Origin of the sequence: Vibrio sp. Scap24 (assembly GCF_013394185.1) — a bacterium.
GTDB lineage: Bacteria > Pseudomonadota > Gammaproteobacteria > Enterobacterales > Vibrionaceae > Vibrio > Vibrio pomeroyi.
The window spans coordinates 230,113-247,279 of sequence record NZ_CP041333.1; the positions used below are offsets into that span (position 1 = coordinate 230,113).

The 17,167-nt window shown below is 44.7% G+C and carries 16 protein-coding genes; 7 read left to right on the forward strand and 9 right to left on the reverse strand.

Features of this window, described 5'->3' with window-relative positions; translation table 11 throughout:
• Positions 1 to 171 precede the first annotated feature (171 nt).
• From FLM53_RS16615 to FLM53_RS16630, 4 genes are read left to right on the forward strand one after another with little or no spacing between them, the layout of a single operon-like run.
• Positions 172 to 1,008, forward strand: a complete 837-nt coding sequence (locus FLM53_RS16615) for a hypothetical protein (RefSeq protein ID WP_176678952.1) — start codon at positions 172 to 174, stop codon at positions 1,006 to 1,008.
• Positions 998 to 3,547 carry a hypothetical protein gene (locus FLM53_RS16620; protein ID WP_176678951.1) on the forward strand — a complete coding sequence of 850 codons (2,550 nt, stop codon included), beginning with the start codon at positions 998 to 1,000 and terminating at the stop codon, positions 3,545 to 3,547. The genes FLM53_RS16615 and FLM53_RS16620 overlap by 11 nt, the downstream gene beginning before the upstream one ends.
• Positions 3,544 to 3,729: a hypothetical protein gene (locus FLM53_RS16625; RefSeq protein ID WP_176678950.1), complete on the forward strand. Its 186-nt coding sequence runs from the start codon at positions 3,544 to 3,546 to the stop codon at positions 3,727 to 3,729. Before FLM53_RS16620 ends, FLM53_RS16625 begins: the two co-directional genes overlap by 4 nt.
• Positions 3,729 to 4,064 carry a hypothetical protein gene (locus FLM53_RS16630; RefSeq protein ID WP_176678949.1) on the forward strand — a complete coding sequence of 112 codons (336 nt, stop codon included), beginning with the start codon at positions 3,729 to 3,731 and terminating at the stop codon, positions 4,062 to 4,064. Before FLM53_RS16625 ends, FLM53_RS16630 begins: the two co-directional genes overlap by 1 nt.
• Before the next feature lie 552 nt (positions 4,065 to 4,616).
• Here the strand turns inward: FLM53_RS16630 and FLM53_RS16635 are convergent.
• From FLM53_RS16635 to FLM53_RS16645, 3 genes are all read right to left on the reverse strand, one after another.
• A complete protein-coding gene (locus FLM53_RS16635) occupies positions 4,617 to 4,754 on the reverse strand; it encodes a hypothetical protein (RefSeq protein ID WP_176678948.1) in 138 nt (45 codons plus the stop codon).
• 72 nt (positions 4,755 to 4,826) lie between these two features.
• A complete protein-coding gene (locus tag FLM53_RS16640) occupies positions 4,827 to 6,455 on the reverse strand; it encodes an ABC transporter ATP-binding protein (protein WP_176678947.1) in 1,629 nt (542 codons plus the stop codon).
• A 12-nt stretch (positions 6,456 to 6,467) separates the two neighbouring features.
• A complete protein-coding gene (locus tag FLM53_RS16645) occupies positions 6,468 to 6,962 on the reverse strand; it encodes a hypothetical protein (protein WP_019826219.1) in 495 nt (164 codons plus the stop codon).
• Positions 6,963 to 7,202: 240 nt separating this feature from the next.
• Between FLM53_RS16645 and FLM53_RS16650 the strand changes: the two genes are divergently transcribed.
• Positions 7,203 to 9,563, forward strand: coding sequence for a Lon protease family protein (locus FLM53_RS16650; RefSeq protein WP_176678946.1), 2,361 nt, complete (start codon positions 7,203 to 7,205; stop codon positions 9,561 to 9,563).
• A gap of 104 nt (positions 9,564 to 9,667) precedes the next feature.
• On the opposite strand, the gene FLM53_RS16655 is transcribed toward FLM53_RS16650, so the two are convergent.
• The gene (locus tag FLM53_RS16655; RefSeq protein ID WP_123300197.1) at positions 9,668 to 10,414 is read right to left on the reverse strand and encodes a flagellar brake protein; all 747 of its coding nucleotides are present in this window, start codon (positions 10,412 to 10,414) and stop codon (positions 9,668 to 9,670) included.
• Positions 10,415 to 10,689: 275 nt separating this feature from the next.
• Between FLM53_RS16655 and FLM53_RS16660 the strand changes: the two genes are divergently transcribed.
• On the forward strand, positions 10,690 to 10,977 hold the full coding sequence (locus tag FLM53_RS16660; protein ID WP_176678945.1) for a GNAT family N-acetyltransferase: 288 nt from the start codon (positions 10,690 to 10,692) through the stop codon (positions 10,975 to 10,977).
• An 8-nt stretch (positions 10,978 to 10,985) separates the two neighbouring features.
• Positions 10,986 to 12,101, forward strand: a complete 1,116-nt coding sequence (locus FLM53_RS16665) for a phosphotransferase (protein WP_176678944.1) — start codon at positions 10,986 to 10,988, stop codon at positions 12,099 to 12,101.
• A gap of 74 nt (positions 12,102 to 12,175) precedes the next feature.
• Here FLM53_RS16665 and dsbD read toward each other — a convergent pair whose 3' ends face one another.
• Genes dsbD through FLM53_RS16690 form a run of 5 tightly spaced genes read right to left on the reverse strand, consistent with a single transcriptional unit; the run spans position 12,176 to position 17,155 of the window.
• Entirely contained in the window at positions 12,176 to 13,972 is a 1,797-nt protein-coding gene (dsbD, locus tag FLM53_RS16670) for a protein-disulfide reductase DsbD (RefSeq protein ID WP_176678943.1), read from the reverse strand.
• A complete protein-coding gene (locus tag FLM53_RS16675) occupies positions 13,969 to 14,928 on the reverse strand; it encodes an FAD:protein FMN transferase (RefSeq protein ID WP_176678942.1) in 960 nt (319 codons plus the stop codon). Before FLM53_RS16675 ends, dsbD begins: the two co-directional genes overlap by 4 nt.
• Positions 14,918 to 16,144, reverse strand: a complete 1,227-nt coding sequence (locus FLM53_RS16680; RefSeq protein ID WP_176678941.1) for a DUF3570 domain-containing protein — start codon at positions 16,142 to 16,144, stop codon at positions 14,918 to 14,920. Before FLM53_RS16680 ends, FLM53_RS16675 begins: the two co-directional genes overlap by 11 nt.
• Positions 16,145 to 16,193: 49 nt before the next feature.
• Positions 16,194 to 16,691 (reverse strand): DUF4266 domain-containing protein, encoded by a 498-nt coding sequence (locus FLM53_RS16685; RefSeq protein WP_176678940.1) that lies wholly within the window; start codon positions 16,689 to 16,691, stop codon positions 16,194 to 16,196.
• Positions 16,691 to 17,155, reverse strand: coding sequence for a TlpA disulfide reductase family protein (locus FLM53_RS16690; RefSeq protein ID WP_122082306.1), 465 nt, complete (start codon positions 17,153 to 17,155; stop codon positions 16,691 to 16,693). Before FLM53_RS16690 ends, FLM53_RS16685 begins: the two co-directional genes overlap by 1 nt.
• Positions 17,156 to 17,167 lie beyond the last annotated feature (12 nt).

Genomic DNA, 17,167 nt, shown 5'->3' on the forward strand with positions numbered 1-17,167 from the left:
GTAGAGTTCGCCAAATTTTTCAAATGGAACAAAAATAATAAAATGAAACGGAAAATATATTGGATTACACTGTTGTTAGTTTTAATCGGTTGCTCGAGTCCTCCACCAGTACGTTATGTTGCGCCTACTTTGTCATTCACGCTAAGTTTACCTAATCATGCTGATAGATCAGTGAAGAACATTGAGTTGCAAGATGCACTAATGCAGCGCGGCTTAGTGCTCAATAAACTTGGGCGAATTGTTCCTTTGGATGCAGGAAGTTGTGGTTATCCAATAGGGACTCGTGCTGTTTCGGTCACTGAGGTTGAGCACAGCCAATACTCTTCGTTTGGTTACACTTTTATCACCTTAAAAAAACAAGGTGATAACTATTATTTTTTCCCAAACGACAGCCAACCACAAGATCTTGAACTAATGGTTTTTTCTTACGATAGTGCTTTGTTTGATCTGACGAGCATCGATAAACAAACACTAGTTCGAGATTGGGTCACTCATTTTGCTGACCTTGATCAAACTTTGTTGGTTACTGGCGAGCAGCATGAGTTTCTAAAGAAAAAACATCTACCGTTTGCTACGAGGAACATTTTGATTGCGACTGGTCAACGTGCTTCTTCCATGGGTGAGCTGTCGATGCAATTTGTAGATGCGGTAGATATGCCTCGCTTTTTAGTACTTAGTCAAGGTGATGTTTTACGCAGCTGCCAAGCTCTGACTCAGGGCACGATGATCAGTGTACCTACCGAACGCTATAGCCGAGAAAGTACCAAATCTCAGGTAAAACTCGTTTCGCTGCTGCCAGTTGATGCGGATTTCAATCAACTTAAGCAGCAACGGTCTCTGCTATCAAGTGGGCGTTACCTTACTTATAGAGGTGATATCGCGACCCTGATCGACCGATGTTCAGCGGGGCAAGGTCAGAGTAACCAAGCGTTGTGCCACTCCAAAGCTGACGATAGCAGTGCGCGTGAAAAGAAAGTGATCGTCTTTGGAGGCAAACATGGTGCCTAACCAAAACGTGACCGCAACGAAACCCAATAATGGATCCATTCCAATTCTTTTGCTGCTTTTTATCGTTCTACCTGGCCTATTTGCTTATATGTGGGTTGAGGTGTCGCTAAATACCGTGCTCGTACAACTTTATGCATCAGGCTTAGAAACTTTAGTGGCCGAGTACGCGCAGTTGGCTGAACATGTTGAGTTGATTGGTCGTATTGTCAGTGGATTTGGTTTAGCGTTAGTGGTTGCGACTGCGATTCCGAATAACATGTTGGCGTTAAACATGGTGCCATTTTTTGGTACTTTCAGCCGTCGCTTTGTAGTGTTTATGTTGCTTTGGGTCGCATCGATACCCGCGCTGCGTATCACGGTTGATCAACTTGTCATCTCAACATCGCCAGAAACTAAGCTTGCTGCAGTGCGATCACTCTTGTTTAAAGAAGTATTAGATCGTCAAATGGTAGTCTTTGACCGAGCCGAGGCCATGAACTCGATCGTTGCCGATGACGAACGTCGTAAGCTCCTCGTTGCATTACTGCCATCATTGGCTTTGATGTCTTCTGCTGTTGATAGCACGATTGCCGATCAGACCGAAAATATGATGGTCACTTTGATGGAACGTGATCAAGAAGCGTATTTTAGTAGCAAAATTTTCCCACTATATAAGCAAGCACGAACACAATATGATCAAGAGCTAAAACATTATTTGGCAACTCAAAGAGCGATTGCAAGAATTCGTCAGAATTATACAAGGCAAAGTGCGTTTAAGCGTGAATTTGGTGAGTTGCAACGTAAAATTGATGTGCAATTGGCTCAAGAATGGCTCGCTTATCAGCAAGGTTTTGATAATGATGCGGAATTTGTTGAGCCTTTAGTCAAACGTTATGTAGAAGTTTATCGTGGGCAAGTTAAACGCCTACGTGCGAAAAGCTGTGATTCTAATTGTGTCGATGCGTTACGCCAGCAGTGGCACGACTATATGCAAAATGAAATAGATTCGGGCCGAATTGCGGGTTTGCGTCTATTGAGTTTAGATGACGAACCTTGGTTATATCACAAGTACTTAGCAGGTATTACGCGTTCATTTAGAGCCAAACTACAAGATGCTCGAATCGCTTATCTGGAGCACCGATACCCATTTGACGATGAGCTAGAGCAACATGAATTCGTTACCCAACCTGCCATTAAGCAAATCGTGGTACAAGTTGCTCGGGATCAAGGATACAAAGTGTCGGCAACGTGGTCGCGTAATGATTCAACGCCGATTCGTCGTTCGTTGCAAAAACGCGCGCGTGTAGAAATTGATAAAACATGGCGTCAATATCAATCCACCAGTAAGCTCAAATTTAGCAATCGAAATATGGATAAGATTGATATCGCTAAGCACAGTAACACTCGGGCGATGTTCAAGCAGATCTTGAAAGAGCATTACTATAGTAGCTACCAACATACCACCGGTCGTGAACAGCTATTTAAACGTTGGGTGGCATCACTAGACAACGCAAACTTTGTGAGTATGTTAACCGATGCAACGGCACAATCGGCATTTGCACCAGGAGGGATGTTCTATCAAATAGGCAGTGATGCGGTTCGTTTATCATTCATCCCGCCAGTGGCGATTACAGCGAGTTTGTTTGCTATCTTCTCCCTGCTTTTCCAGTTTGGTCGCGCTAGTTATCAAAGCAACCGTGTGATAGGCGTCAGTTATTTTAGTGTGATTGGTATCGGGATTGCCTTAATAGGTACTGTCGGAATTAATCATAGAAACTCATACGCAATGGCCATGAATGAGTTTATTGAACAGACGGTTGTAAAGACTGCTGAACTGAGCTTGTTGGACAAAGCGACAGCCACATTATTGGGTGGCATCATCGATATTGAAGAGTGGTTATTGCACTTGACTGGTGGTCAAGGGTTAACCGCGCTGTCAAGTTTTATTGATACACAGACACAGAGTGAGCGACCCAACAACGTTTACCGTACTTTCGAACAGACTCAACGATTTGACCAGTTGGCACGAGATTTGGCTGTTATATCAGGTCAAGTCGAGGTCCCTTACGATTTTAACGTTGCTGTCATTAAGCGCGATGAAAGGATGGGATTTTATGCTGGTTTGAATTATGGCAGCGATGGCTGGTTAGAGGGAGTTGCACTACCAAACATCTTGGCCAGTAAAGAGGTTGGTTATCTATTGGATCAGAAATGGTTCCTCAAGCCGAATCCAGCCCCAGATGCTTTGTTGCTATTACAAAACTATGACTCAATGGAAGGTTGGAAAGAGATCAAGCAGATGGGGCGAGTGTCTATACGCGAACTTCTTGAGCAGCGAGCATTGATCGTGATGCAGCGATCTAATAATCCTCAAATAAAGCGTATTCATGATACGGATAGAGAACGCTATAACAGTTTGATTTTTGTTCAGCGTGGTAATGGGAGTGTTTATGAGTGCTTTCAGATGCCGCCATTAACCATTGAAAATTTGTTGCAGATATCTCGCCAACAAGAAGTTGAGGGCCAGAGCCGATTTAAATGTAGAGGGGATCTGTTTTGATTACAAAATTGAAGCAAGCAATTAAGTCTCATCGCTGGTTGATCATTTCAGCATTAGTGGCTTATGCGTTGGCGACGGGCTTGGTGCAATACCAATCCCACTTGCAGGATCAAACATTGCAGGAACTGCAGCGCACTGCAGAACGAATTAAATTTAAATTGAAATTAGTAGGCATCGAATAATGAGCGAGCAAGCAATATCTGAGCAATTGGCTAGTGAGAATGAAAGCAAGTCGGGTTGGCTATCGATTGATAAGTTGGTTGTGATTATTACAGCCGCCTCCACACTGTACTTTATGCATGCGGAACATCGTGAAAATATGAATAATATTCAGCGTACGACACAAGTTTTGCAGAAGTACGAGCGTCAACTTGATCTTGCCATTAGTGCGGACAAAAACGTGCTAGATACTTATCAAACAAACTTAAAAAAAGTATTGGGTTCGCTTGATCGTGAGCAAAAGCTATTACTTGAACAGCTTGTGGCTATAGACAAACAAACTTCTTCAAATAAGTAATCAACTTCCCAGTAAAAGCTTAGTAAGGGCGACATGAAAGTATCGTCCTTTCTTTTATCAATTATTCGACTCAGAATGAGAACCTGACTTTATAGTATTCCGGATTACCATTGACTTTTAGCTAACTTAAGTAGTATTGCTGATATAGGTTATGCTTTCACTGATGTAATCAGTAAAATGCTCAACATTCTTTGTAAACAGAATCGACGGTTATATCGAAAACAAAATTCGCCGAGCGAGATAGTGTGGTTAGTACATTCTCTCATTGCATGGTAAGTTCTGTGTATCAAGTTCTTGACGTTATCTATCATCGTACCCGATTAAAGCACTGTACTTGCATCTTATCTAAGTCCTCTGCTTGGCTTTTTACCTTGTCATTATGGTAAATACCAGCTTTGTTAACTGTAACGAATGAGTAAATTTGGACATTAGATTAAATGTTTTCGAATAATTTTAGTAATCCATGACATGATAACTTGGGAGACGCGTAACTCAGAAATGTCCAAAAACGAGTTGAATGAAGCCGCTCTGGGACTATGACCCGACTACCAGTTAACCCTGTTTAAAATCCGTCAATTTTAGCAAGCCTTCATAATCACTGAGTTGATTTTTATATACGCCAGAAACGAAAAATGTCGCATCCATGCGACATTTCTCTTTTGGCGGCCAAACCAGTTTTGCTATATCCATTCTAGAGTGCAATCCATTAGATGCTTTTTCAGAATGTACTTATAAGACGCTGTTAATCTTGATTAGTTCCCTCTAAGCGGCATTTTTTTCCGATTTATTTTCTAAGTCGAATGACGCCGCGATGAGTTTCTTGGTGTAGTCGTTTTTCGGCGCATTGAAAATCTCTTCTGCCGCGCCTTCTTCCATCACTTCACCCTTCTGCATCACCAATACACGATCAGAAAGTGCTTTCACTACCGAAAGGTCGTGGCTGATAAACAGGAAGCCGATATTGTGCTTAGCTTGAATGTCTTTCAGCAGGTCAATCACGGTCAGTTGTACTGAGCGGTCGAGTGCTGACGTCGGTTCATCCAACAGTATGAAAGATGGCTCAAGAATCAACGCACGAGCAATCGCGATACGTTGTCTTTGTCCGCCAGAGAATTCGTGCGGGTAACGGTTAATTGAGTTTGGCTCTAAGCGAACCTCAATCAGTGCTTTACGCGCTCTTTCTAAACGTTCTTGTTTTGACAAGTGAGGTTGATGCACCGTTAAGCCTTCGGTGATGATTTCCCCAACCGTCATACGTGGTGATAAAGAACCATAAGGGTCTTGGAACACCATCTGAACATCTTTCTTAAGCTTGTGACGCTCTTTATCGGTTAATAAGCTGACGTCTTGGCCTTTGTAGACAATACGCCCACTACTTGGCAGCAATCCGATCAATGCGCGTCCAAGAGTTGATTTACCTGAACCAGACTCGCCCACAATACCTAAGGTTTCGCCCTGTTTTAGCTTTAACGAAATGCCTTTAACTGCTTCGAAATACTGGTTCTTACTTTGGATAAAGTGAGATTTGATCAAGAACTTCACGCGAATATCTTCTGCACAAAGCAGTTCAGGTGCAGATGCCTCAACAGGAACCTTCGCGCCTTTCGGAATTGAGTTAATCAACATGCGTGTGTAATCGTGTTTAGGGCTATCGAATAGATCTTGAGTCAGCCCTTCTTCGACTAATTCACCTTTACACATCACCAGCACGCGATCAGCGAAGTGTTTCACCACACCTAAATCGTGGGTGATGAACAGAATCGCCATCCCCATTTTGCCTTGTATCTCTTTGATAAGAGAAAGTACTTCAGCCTGAACGGTCACGTCTAATGCTGTTGTAGGTTCGTCTGCAATCAGAATATCTGGTTCATTGATCAGAGCCATCGCAATCATGATTCGCTGTAGCTGACCGCCAGAAAACTCATGCGGGTATTTGGTGTAAGCCTGATCTGGCATAGGTAAATGCACAAGGTTAAACAGCTCTAACACGCGTTGTTTTGCTTTTGATTTCGATACCTTACGGTGACACATAATGGCTTCCGCCACTTGAGTACCGACACGCAGGTATGGATTCAAAGAGGTCATTGGCTCCTGAAAGATCATGCCGATTCTATCGCCACGAATCGACTGCATTTCTCGCTCAGTCTTGCCAAGAATCGATTGACCTTCAAACTCGATGTCTGATTGTTCATCGATAATCGCATTATCAGGCAGCAAACGCATCAGCGCGTTGGAAGAGACGGATTTACCTGAACCTGATTCACCAACAATGGCCAAGGTTTCGCTTGAGTTAAGGGTAAAGTTAACCTTTTTTACCGCATCAATGATTCCATCATTGGTTTTGAAACTTACGGAGAGGTTATTAACTTTAAGAATGGCCCGGTCCGACATGATATATCCTTATCAATTTAAGACATTAGGTGAAGATTGAACTTCTGACGTTGTTTTTAGTTGCCCAAAATGGTGATGAGCACGTTGAATTTGTTCTAGTTCGAGCATCCAATGCGAACTGCGCTGAGCACTACAAAAAGCAATTAAGTGATTGAGCAAATCTTCACTCTGCTTTTCCAATAGCCCATAGGTGCGTTGAATCAGCTCAGTGCTTTCAAGCGAGATAAATTGCATCAGTGCGTAAGACTGGTTCAAGGTATCAAAGGCTTGTTGATGCTGTCCTAAACGGTTGAGAATCTCAGATTGAGCAACACTCGCGTCTCTTAAACCTGCAAGTAGGCAAGCAAACTGGCAGGGTTTAATATCGCTTTGGTATGCCGCATCTTGGATGTGATGTGGAAGAGAATTGAGAACATCACCATAAAGGCGTTGTGCTTCTGGCCAGTGACCTTGCTCCATTAACTGTTCAGCTTTTAGGTAGTGCATCCAGCATCGTTCAATTTCCATGTCCACATCCTCAATTTACAATATCTGAAAATGTTAATGATATTTATTATCAATTGCAAATTAAAATCATTCACATGTTAAGTTGGTGAATTAAAACCCTCGATATTCGTAAAAATTCGCTAAATTGTGTGTTATTTGAACAGTTGAACAGCTGTGTAGCGTAAGTCACTAAATTTATAGGAAATTACATCTACACTGATTTTATCTACACCCAAGTAATGAAGGACTAAGGAGGCGGCGATGGCGATTCAAAGACTCAATACAGAACAGCTGTATCAGGTAGCAGAACTCGAGAAGTTACCATGCAAGTCGACCAAAGAACTGGCTCCAATTGACGAGATCGTCGGGCAAGAACGCGCTCAAAAGGCCGTTGAGTTCGCGATGTCAATCAAGGAAAAGGGTTACAACATTTATGCGATAGGGCGAAATGGTCTCGGTAAACGCACCATGATCCTGCGCTATCTAAACCGACATCCTCAAGAAGTTCAGGAGCTTTTTGATTGGTGTTATATCGCGAACTTTGAAGATATTCGTACACCTAAGGTACTCAAGCTACCAAGAGGTGTCGGCAGCAGCTTAAAGCAAGATATTGAAAAGCTGATGCGTAAACTGCTGAAAGGTATGCCTCTTGCGTTTGATAACGAGATGTACTTTAGCCGTGCTGATAGGCTGAAAAACCAGTTAGCAGCTAAGCAACAAGCGGCGCTAGAAAGTATTAGCCGAGAAGCGAAAGAGAAAGGCATCAACCTGACGATCACCACTCAGGGTGATTACCAGTTTGTGGCGATGAATGGCGATGATCTTCATACCGAAGAGAGCTTCGATCTTCTTTCGGAAGAAGAACAAGACCAGTTCGATAAAACCATTGATGCCTTGGAAGTCGGCCTGCGCACCATTTCTCGTGAGCTGACGGAACTGGAAGAGACCTACACTGAGAAAATTCAAAAGCTGAATGATGATACGGCACGAGATGTGATCACTCACTTCATCAAGCAGTTGAAGCAAGATTACAGTCAATATCCAGACATCAAGAAGTACCTCACAGCACTGCGTAAAGACATTGTCGATAACGCCGATATTTTCTTAGAAGAGAGCACTGAGCAAGCCGAAGTGGCGACCGCTTCTTTGGACAAGAAAATGCCACGTCGTTACAAGGTCAACGTGATTGTGAGCCAAAAGGAAGACACTCTGCCAATCGTGGTGGAAGAGAATCCGAATTATCACTCTCTGTTTGGCTATGTAGAAACGGCGACGTTCAAAGGCACCGTATTTACCGATTTCTCATTGATTCGGGCTGGTAGCTTACACCGAGCTAACGGTGGTGTATTACTGATGGATGCGGTGAAAGTTCTTGAACAACCTTACGTTTGGGAAGGCTTGAAGCGTGCGCTTCGTTCGCGTCAATTGAGCTTCACTTCACTTGAAAAAGAGGTGACGTTAACGGGTGCGGTCTCACTTGATCCTGAACCTATCCCACTAGACGTTAAGATCATCCTGTTTGGTGATTATCGTACCTACCAACTGCTGCAACATTACGATGCGGAGTTTGGTGAACTGTTCCGTGTGACGGCCGATTTTGAAGACGAGATGAAGCGTACTCCCGATTCAGAAATGCATTATGCGCGCTTCATTTCGAGTATCGTGCATGACAACAATATGCTGCATTGTGACCGCAAAGCGATTGCGCGCATCATTGAGCACAGTTCTCGTCAGGCGGGTGACCAAGGTAAGTTGTCTCTGCACTCGGCGCATATTGCCAATCTGCTTCGTGAATCTAACTACGTGGCGAGAGGCTCAAAATCGAACCTGATTCGCGCAACGCACGTTGATCAAGCACTGTCTAATCAGCAGATGCGTGTCGGACGATTGCAAGACAGCGTAATGGAAACCTTCACTAATGGCACAACACTTATCCATGTGGATGGTCAGGCGGTTGGTCAAGTGAATGCGCTTTCTGTACTCAGCACGACCGATCATATGTTTGGTGCGCCAAACCGAATCACGGCAACCACCGCTTACGGTGATGGTGAAGTGATTGATATTGAAAGAAACGTAGACTTAGGCGGCAGCATTCACTCCAAAGGCGTGATGATCTTGTCGGCTTATCTTTCTTCCGTGTTTGGTAAGACGGCCAAAGTACCGCTCACTACCAATATCACCTTCGAGCAATCGTATGGTGGTGTGGATGGTGACAGTGCGAGTATGGCCGAGTTCTGTGCGGTGGTGTCTGCGTTTTCTAAGCAGCCAAACCGTCAAGACATAGCGATTACTGGCTCGATGAACCAGTTCGGTGAATCTCAACCTATTGGTGGCGTGAACGAGAAAATTGAAGGTTTCTTTGATGTTTGTGAAATCAAGGGGCGTTCAAATGAGCAAGGGGTGATCATCCCACGTTCGAATGTTCACAACCTGATGCTGCGCAGCGATATCGTTAAAGCGGTTGAAAAGGGCGAGTTCAATATCTGGGCGATTGACCATGTGACCGAAGCGATTGAGTTGTTCACGGGTAAAGCCGCTGGTGAACCGAGTGATGAGGGTAGCTACCCAATCGATACTATCTTTGGTATTGCTCAGGCCAAACTTAACGCGCTGCGTAAATAGTTTATCGCTTTATGTAAATTAGCTAAATAGCCATTAACCATAAAGCGAAACAGCCATCGATATTATCGATGGCTGTTTTTTTTGATTCTTACAATCTCTAGTGCTTAAGCATTCCGTAAACGAAGCTTGGTGCCATCGAACTTGAGCTTACCCAATAAGTTCTTAGCGTTGGCACGACCTATATCATCAAATTCGACGCCATAGCGTGCGTAGTGCGTAGATTTCTGAAGATTACACACAATCCCTCTCAGTGGTGGAATCAACGGGCCGTTGTAGTTCTCAGGCGTGATTTCGATAGACACTCTATCGGCAACCTGAATTGAACGAGCGGTTGGAGAGGTCACAAAGCGACAGCCACTTTTTGATAGGTCTCGAATCTCGCAGTTCATGCGCTGATCATCAAAGATAACTCGAGAGCTTAGGTTCACTTCATAGCGTGTCTCTTTACGCAGCTGAGTCACTTGCATCGTGCTTGGTGTTGAAAGCACGATGATAGGGAAGGGTTCGCCGATGGTATGGTGAATCTGGCATCTAAAGTGGATCAGTGCGCCTTCACCTCTTAAAGAGTAAGCACGAGCCGTCATCCAAAAACCTTCTTGGAAGAAAAAGCGTAGATCATCGCTCGATACTTCCGGCACCTCAATCACAATGCAGTTATCACTGTGAGTCCCGATAAATTTGGTGGTGGCAAGAAACTTGGTGCCAACAGGAGTCGAGACGTTCAGCGTCAGCTCACTGCCGTGCTCAATCATGGCCAGCGCATCGGTACTGTTTATCGTAGAAATGGTGCGGTTACGAGGATCTTGAAGTGCCTGATTATGCTCCAAAGGCTTCTTCAGTGGTGCGTTCATTATTTGTTCTCCATGCGCCAACATGCGTCTGTTAGATATATTGATAACTTGCTAACAAGGGGTTATTACGTGCTAGATTTATTAGGCGTACTTTACATGATTTATAGAGTGCTTTTGTTTGTCGCTGATTTTATGTAAATTCGCGAACTCTAAAAATATTTGCTTTGTTTGTAAGTACTTAGTTTTATTTATATGCACTTGCGTTAGTCTATTACAAGGAACTCATACTTCAAACTTTAATTGTTTGTCGTATCAATTATTTGCAGGAGTTGAGAATGAAGGCAGTAAAATGGGTTCAAGAAGAGAACCAGATCACAGTTGAGCTAGAACCGAACCAATTCGCGGTTGTTAAGTATCAGAAGGATGGCGATGTATTGCACATCACTTCGACGCGTATTCCTGATGAACTACAAGGCAAAGGCTTTGGCAAGGTGATGATGGAGTCGGTATTACCTGAAATTGAACAGGCTGGCTTCAAAATTGTACCATTGTGTAGCTACGTGGTGCACTACATGAACAGGCAAAAACAGTGGTCACATCTTCTCTCCGATAAAGCACAGTAACGAGTTATATGTCTCAATCAATACCCTCAAACAACCTTGCTCAACCACAAGCGAGTTCAAGTTACCAACCTGAACTTTATCAAAAAATAGCGACCTCACTGGGTTGCCAGCAAGGGTTTGATGTTCAAGTTATTCAACGCTTGTGGGGCGGTTACGGCGAGTTAGTTCGCTTGGTTTTTGCTAAAGATAGTCGCCCTTCTATGAACAGCATCATCGTTAAACATGTCGCGCTGCCAGACAAAACTGAACACCCGAAAGGCTGGAACACTAAGCTCTCTCACCAGCGCAAAGTTCACTCTTACCAAGTCGAAACAGCATGGTATCAGTCCTTCACTCAACAGTGGGACGAGCGTTGTCCTGTTCCTGTTGGACTGCATTGTGAGCTAGCAGAGAACGAGTGGCTTATCGTGATGCAAGACCTAGCGGATATCGGCTTCCCGTTAACTTCTCAGTTCGATGTGCTTGCCGCTTCTGATGAGTCGGTTGTAAAAGGTACTCAACCTCGTTATACATTTGTCGAGATTAAACAGCGTAATGCTTGCCTAAAATGGCTCGCTCACTTTCACGCAAAGCACATCCATATCGATCAAGAACAGTCGGTATCATTGTGGCAAGTCGGCACATACTGGCACCTAGACACTCGCCCCGATGAGTTGAACGCTTTGGCTGATTTACCATTGAAGAATCAAGCACGAAATATCGATCGATTGCTCAGAGAGTGCCCGTATCAAACCTTGGTCCATGGCGACGCTAAGCTAGCTAATTTCTGTTTTGATTCAGAAAGCGAAAACGCTGCTGCCGTTGATTTTCAATATGTTGGAAACGGGTGTGCGATGAAAGACGTGGCTTTGTTCATGAGCAGTGCGATTAGGCCGCAAGATTGCGCAGAGCTTGAATCACAGGTGTTAGATACTTACTTCCAACACCTGAAAGAAGCATTGGCACACTATCAACCACAGCTTTCGTTTGATGATGTTGAAAAGGCATGGCGACCAATGTTTTACGTGGCGTGGGCTGATTTCCAACGTTTCGTCAAAGGTTGGAGCCCAGAGCATTGGAAGATCAATCCTTATACTGAACAGCTGACTCAAGTGGTGGTTCAGCAGTTGGAAATGTCGAAGTAAGCTTCTTCAGCCAGCAAACCAAATCAAAAAACGCCCAGTCGATGATTGGGCGTTTTTTTTTGTTTAGGGTGTGCTTAATTCGCTAAACTGGTTGGCTCAATTGTGCGAGTCGCAGCAAGCTGATTGGCAAGTTTAAGCTTGTTATTGAAACCTTCTTTATCAATATCTCCCATCACACGCGCAGGCTCTATTTCACCGCTATCGGGTGAGTAAAAGAAAATAGCTGGTGGGCCGAACACATTTTTGTCGTTAAGCCATGCCATTTGTTCTGGTGAGCTCTCGGTCACATCAAGTTTTATGGTCTTCCACTCTTTCAGTTTTTGGCTCACTTGTTGGTCATTAAACACATTCGTTTCAATCACTTTGCAAGAGACACACCAATCCGCATAAAGGTCTACCAGTACTTTCTGTTTAGCGTTGACTGCGGTTTGTATCTGTTTCTCTAGCTGAGCAATCGAGTCTGTTTTTTCAAAGGGAGTAGCCGCAATAGGTTGGGCTGACTCACGGTTCGCAAGCGGGTTAAGCGGATCGGTGTTCCCTAGGAAATAACCGACAAACAGAATCAAACCGTAACTTAGTGGCAGCAGAGCGGAGAACTTGCGAGTGCGTGCCCAACCCGGTTGTGCTGCTTCTAACGCGCCGAAGTGTACACCAGTCCCAATAGCAAGTAGCGCCCATAAGATCATGATGATCGATGGAGCAACAAAACGACTCAACAACACGATAGCGACCGTCAATAGCAGCACGCCAAACACTTGTTTTACGGATACCATCCACGCGCCACTTCTTAGTAACAGGCGTTCACCACTTGCTCCAATAGCGATTAGCGGTATACCCATACCAAGCGCCATAACGAACAGAGTCGCTCCGCCAAACATCCAATCTTGAGTCGTTGAAACGTAAAGCAGTGCACCTGCTAATGGGGCACTGACGCAAGGTGATACAACCAAGGCAGATATTGCGCCCATGGCGAACACGCTGGCGATCTTGCCACCGCCAAGCTTATCTGAACCGCTGTTGAGTTTTTGCTGCAGTGCGGCTGGTAGTTGAAGTTCATAGAAGCCGAACATGGCTAATGCAAGCAGAACAAAAACCGCCGCAAAGGTACTTAATAACCAAGGTTGTTGCATCGCAGCCTGTAGGTTGACCCCTCTGGCTAATGTGGTAACTAGGATTCCGGTCATCGCATAACTGGTTGCCATACCCAGAACATAAGAGCTAGAAAGTGCCGCGCCTTTCTTACCTGTCATCGCTTTTTCACCACCGATGATACTGGCTAAAATTGGAATCATCGGCAGTACACATGGCGTGAGGGACAAGCCTAAACCGAGTAAGAAGAACACAAGCAGCGCTTGTAATTTACCGGCTTGGGATAGGAACGAAGATAAGCCATTGGTGTCTTCACTGATCTCACCTAAGGTTTGAACCAGAGAGTTTGATTGCTCCTCGACAAGTGCTTCACCTAAGGTCTCGATCATAGGTAAATCGAGCACTAACTTTTGTGGCAGATAACAAAGCCCTTTGTCTGCACAGCCTTGGTAACGCACGGTGAGTTTGCCACTGCCGGTGTAAGGCACTGTAACGGTGAGCGGGTCGTGAAACACAACAACGTTACCAAAGTTAGGATCCTGTTTTTCTTCACCTGGCAGCGAGTATTGAGGCTCTTGTGTCGATAATGACGACTCTTCTTTGAACGAGAATCGAGATTGGTACAGGTAGTAGCCCTTGTGGGTATCAAAGCTGATTACCGCGCCTTGGTCTGTTGCTTCCCATGTGACAGGGAAGGCTTGTTCAACAGGAATAAATTCGTTTTCCTGAGCATGCAAAAAGCTGCTAAACAATAAAATTAACGTGAGTAGGTAGCTTTTCATGAATGCAAAAACTCCGTGCTTTGGTGAATGTGTAATTGATCGTCGATGTAGATAACAGCGCTGTCTTCAGGCACTGAAATATTGGGATTCAGTGTTAGAGATGTGCTGAGCACGCCCGCTTCCAATGTGGAAGAAGCAATCGCGGTAACCGATAGAATCTTCTTCTCAACATCTTGCTTCGACAAAATATGAGAGGTGGTCTTGTCGCCAAATTGCATCTGACGTTCGCTATGAGCCGAAGTCGTGAGCGCTGCATTGGTTAGGGGCACTGCAAAAAATGGTGTCTTGTTGTCTCTTGGATCCAACACCGCAATATTAAATGCCGAACCATCCGGTTTGGTGCCTAGCGCATAGATGTCGCCGCCAAAATTTACCAACATCGACGTCGCCCCACGTTGCTTGCCAATCTCTATCGCTTGGTCGACGGCGTACTCTTTGATAACACCGCCAAAATCGAAACGAGTGCGTGAATCAGGGACGTGTAGCCTTGTCCTTTGTAGATCGACAGTCCCTTGTAGATAGTCGGTTCCTTTTAAATCCATTGCCCCTTTCAGCTCCCATGCTTGCTTACCTAAAGCAGAAGATAGAGCTTGGAAGGCGTGGCTGTGTAGCATCTTTGGCTTTTGTTTTAAAAGATGTTTGATGCTGCCGACCGTAGTATCAAAGGTATCGAACGTCATTTGGCTTAATCGATCGAGATGTTGGAATACTTCGGCAGATTCAGGGTCGAGTTCGACATCACATGACGTTCGGTGATTAATGCATTGTGTTAGCCACGAGTCGTCACAGTAGAAGTTATATTTGTCTTCTAAACGGCGCGTGTTTTGCTCTATCTCATCGGTGATTTCTTTTGCACTTGCCTCTGGAAAGTTAGCTATATCAATCGACAGAATTTGCACTTCACAGGGCACGGTCATCGCATGAAAACGATGTACAAAGGGTAGGTTAGAACTCATAGGTTGCTCCAACCGCCCACCATTGAGCTTCAAAACCGTTGCTCTGCTCGTAATACGCCGCAAGCGCATTCAAGCGTAATTTCTTATGGATTTTAATACTCGCACCCAGTTCATAAGCATTGGCTGTGAAGTTACCTAAGCGAAGGTCTGAAGTGGCGTAGCCTGTTGAAGCAAAAGAAGGATCAGCACTGCTTGGATCGCGATAAAAATCGGCCGCGTCTTGTGTGTACCAGAAATAGCCCGGTGCTAATGTTAGCCATTCGCTCACACGCCAAGATAATTTGCCGCCTAACTGATGAGACATCACGCCCCAATCATCCATGAACCATTTGTATCTTGGTCGGATTTTTAGGCTATCGGAAAGCGAGTAAAAGGCTTGGAGATTAATACCGCCAGAGAGTCGCGTGTCTGGTCGAGAGTCTTGCCCTAAGAACACTTCGTCATCATCGATTTTACCGTCGTCATTGATGTCGACTTCACGCAGAACCGTTAAATAGTGATTGCTTAAATAGCCACTGCGGTAACCCGCATAAGCAGTAAAAATGCTATATAAATTAGGCGTGAAGGTTTGTGATAACCCAGCTTCCAAGCTACCAGTGAAAATATCTTCCCAGCTCTGGCTATTGGATGAGCCCAATGAGTATTTGCCGAACGCTTGAGTCTTATCGAAAAGGGCTGAGCCACCTAGACTGTACGAACGGTTTTTCGTGCTGTCGGCATAGACTAAACCTTTACCATTGATACCAAGGCTTTCATAATCTTCTTCTTGTGAAGCATTACCACCGAGGGTCCATTCGTTACGTAAGGTGTCGCGATAGGTCGCGCTCAAGCTGATGGATTTTCTGGTGTCTTCAAGTCCTACTTTTTGGATTTCATAACCACTACGGTGAGGATCGTACCCCGCACGAATCACTTCGTTGGTTTTGTCTTGTGCTTGTTGAGTTTTCAAGGCGCGATTGATTTGATCGGCATTGGACGCGGGAGGTGTCGTCGGCCCCCACGCTGGTGATGCTCCAGAAACACTGTCGTAGCTTATTTCTGCGTTTAATGTCCAATCTAAGCTGATGCTTTTCTCAATCGAAACCATGGTGTCATTGGCTGATACTCTGTCATCGTATTCCTCATAACTAAGGTAGTGAACAGAGATATGATCTTCAGCTAATGCCACGTTAGCCACTGCCGCTGCACTGAGCAGCGTAATTGGTAATTTTTTCATTTTGTTCTTATTTTGTTTTTAAATACTGATTTGTTCGTTGATGGTTCGGTTAGTTACAACCACAGCCACCGCCACCAACACCACTGCCGCCGACGGAACCTTGTTTGTAAGCGAAGACCTTTTCAGAAAAGACGTCGAACTCAGGTACTGGGCCACCGGGTTTCATCTCTTTTTGAGCCAATGTGCCTTTTTCCCAAGGCTTTACTGGTTCAATACCAAGAAACTCATCGACGAAAGCCAGAGCAGAGGGTTCGTTGCTTATTTCTGGTGCTTTCTCTTCGATGACCAGTTGCTTTGCCTTGGGCTTCACCATTTCAATATTTCGTCTGGTTGCACGTTTTGCTTCTGGGTTTGAATAATCACCGCCACTTGAATAAACAGTGCTGGAGATGATCTCTTCTTCAATGATTGGGCCTTCGCTTTTCCCGCTATCGTTGGCTTGTTGTTCAACGGGCTTTTTGCCTAAACCACTAAGATCGAGTTCAAGAGCCGCGTTTGCGGTCATCGGAATAGCGAGTAGCCCAATAAGGGTGGCTTTGATTAGCATTACAGTTGCACTCCCATTTTGGTGAGGTCGTCAGTAATGACGTCGCCAATGTGGTTAATGGCACCAAAGCGAATCTTGATAACCTTGCCTTGATAGATGTAATAAAGCGCTGGCATGCCGATCGGCTTGAATTCGGCAATCAACGCCTGTTCAGGGTCGTTAACAACAGGGAACTCCAGCCCTAGCTGCTTTTGAAACGCCAAGCCAACCTCAACATCTTCATCAACATCGACGCCTTTAAATGTGACTCCTGTGCCTTTGAGTTCGGTGTAGAGTTGATTGACTTCCGGTAGCTCTTCACGGCAAGAGACACACCACTCTGCAAAGAAGTCGATAATGGTCAGCTCATCGTTGTTTAGTTGCAGTTTCTCGATAACGTCTGGTGATAAAGAATCGCCTTCTTGATAAGCCAATGCAGGTAAAGAAAGGCACAGCGCCAATAACGCTAAGGCTCGTGTAAACATGTTGTTCTCCAT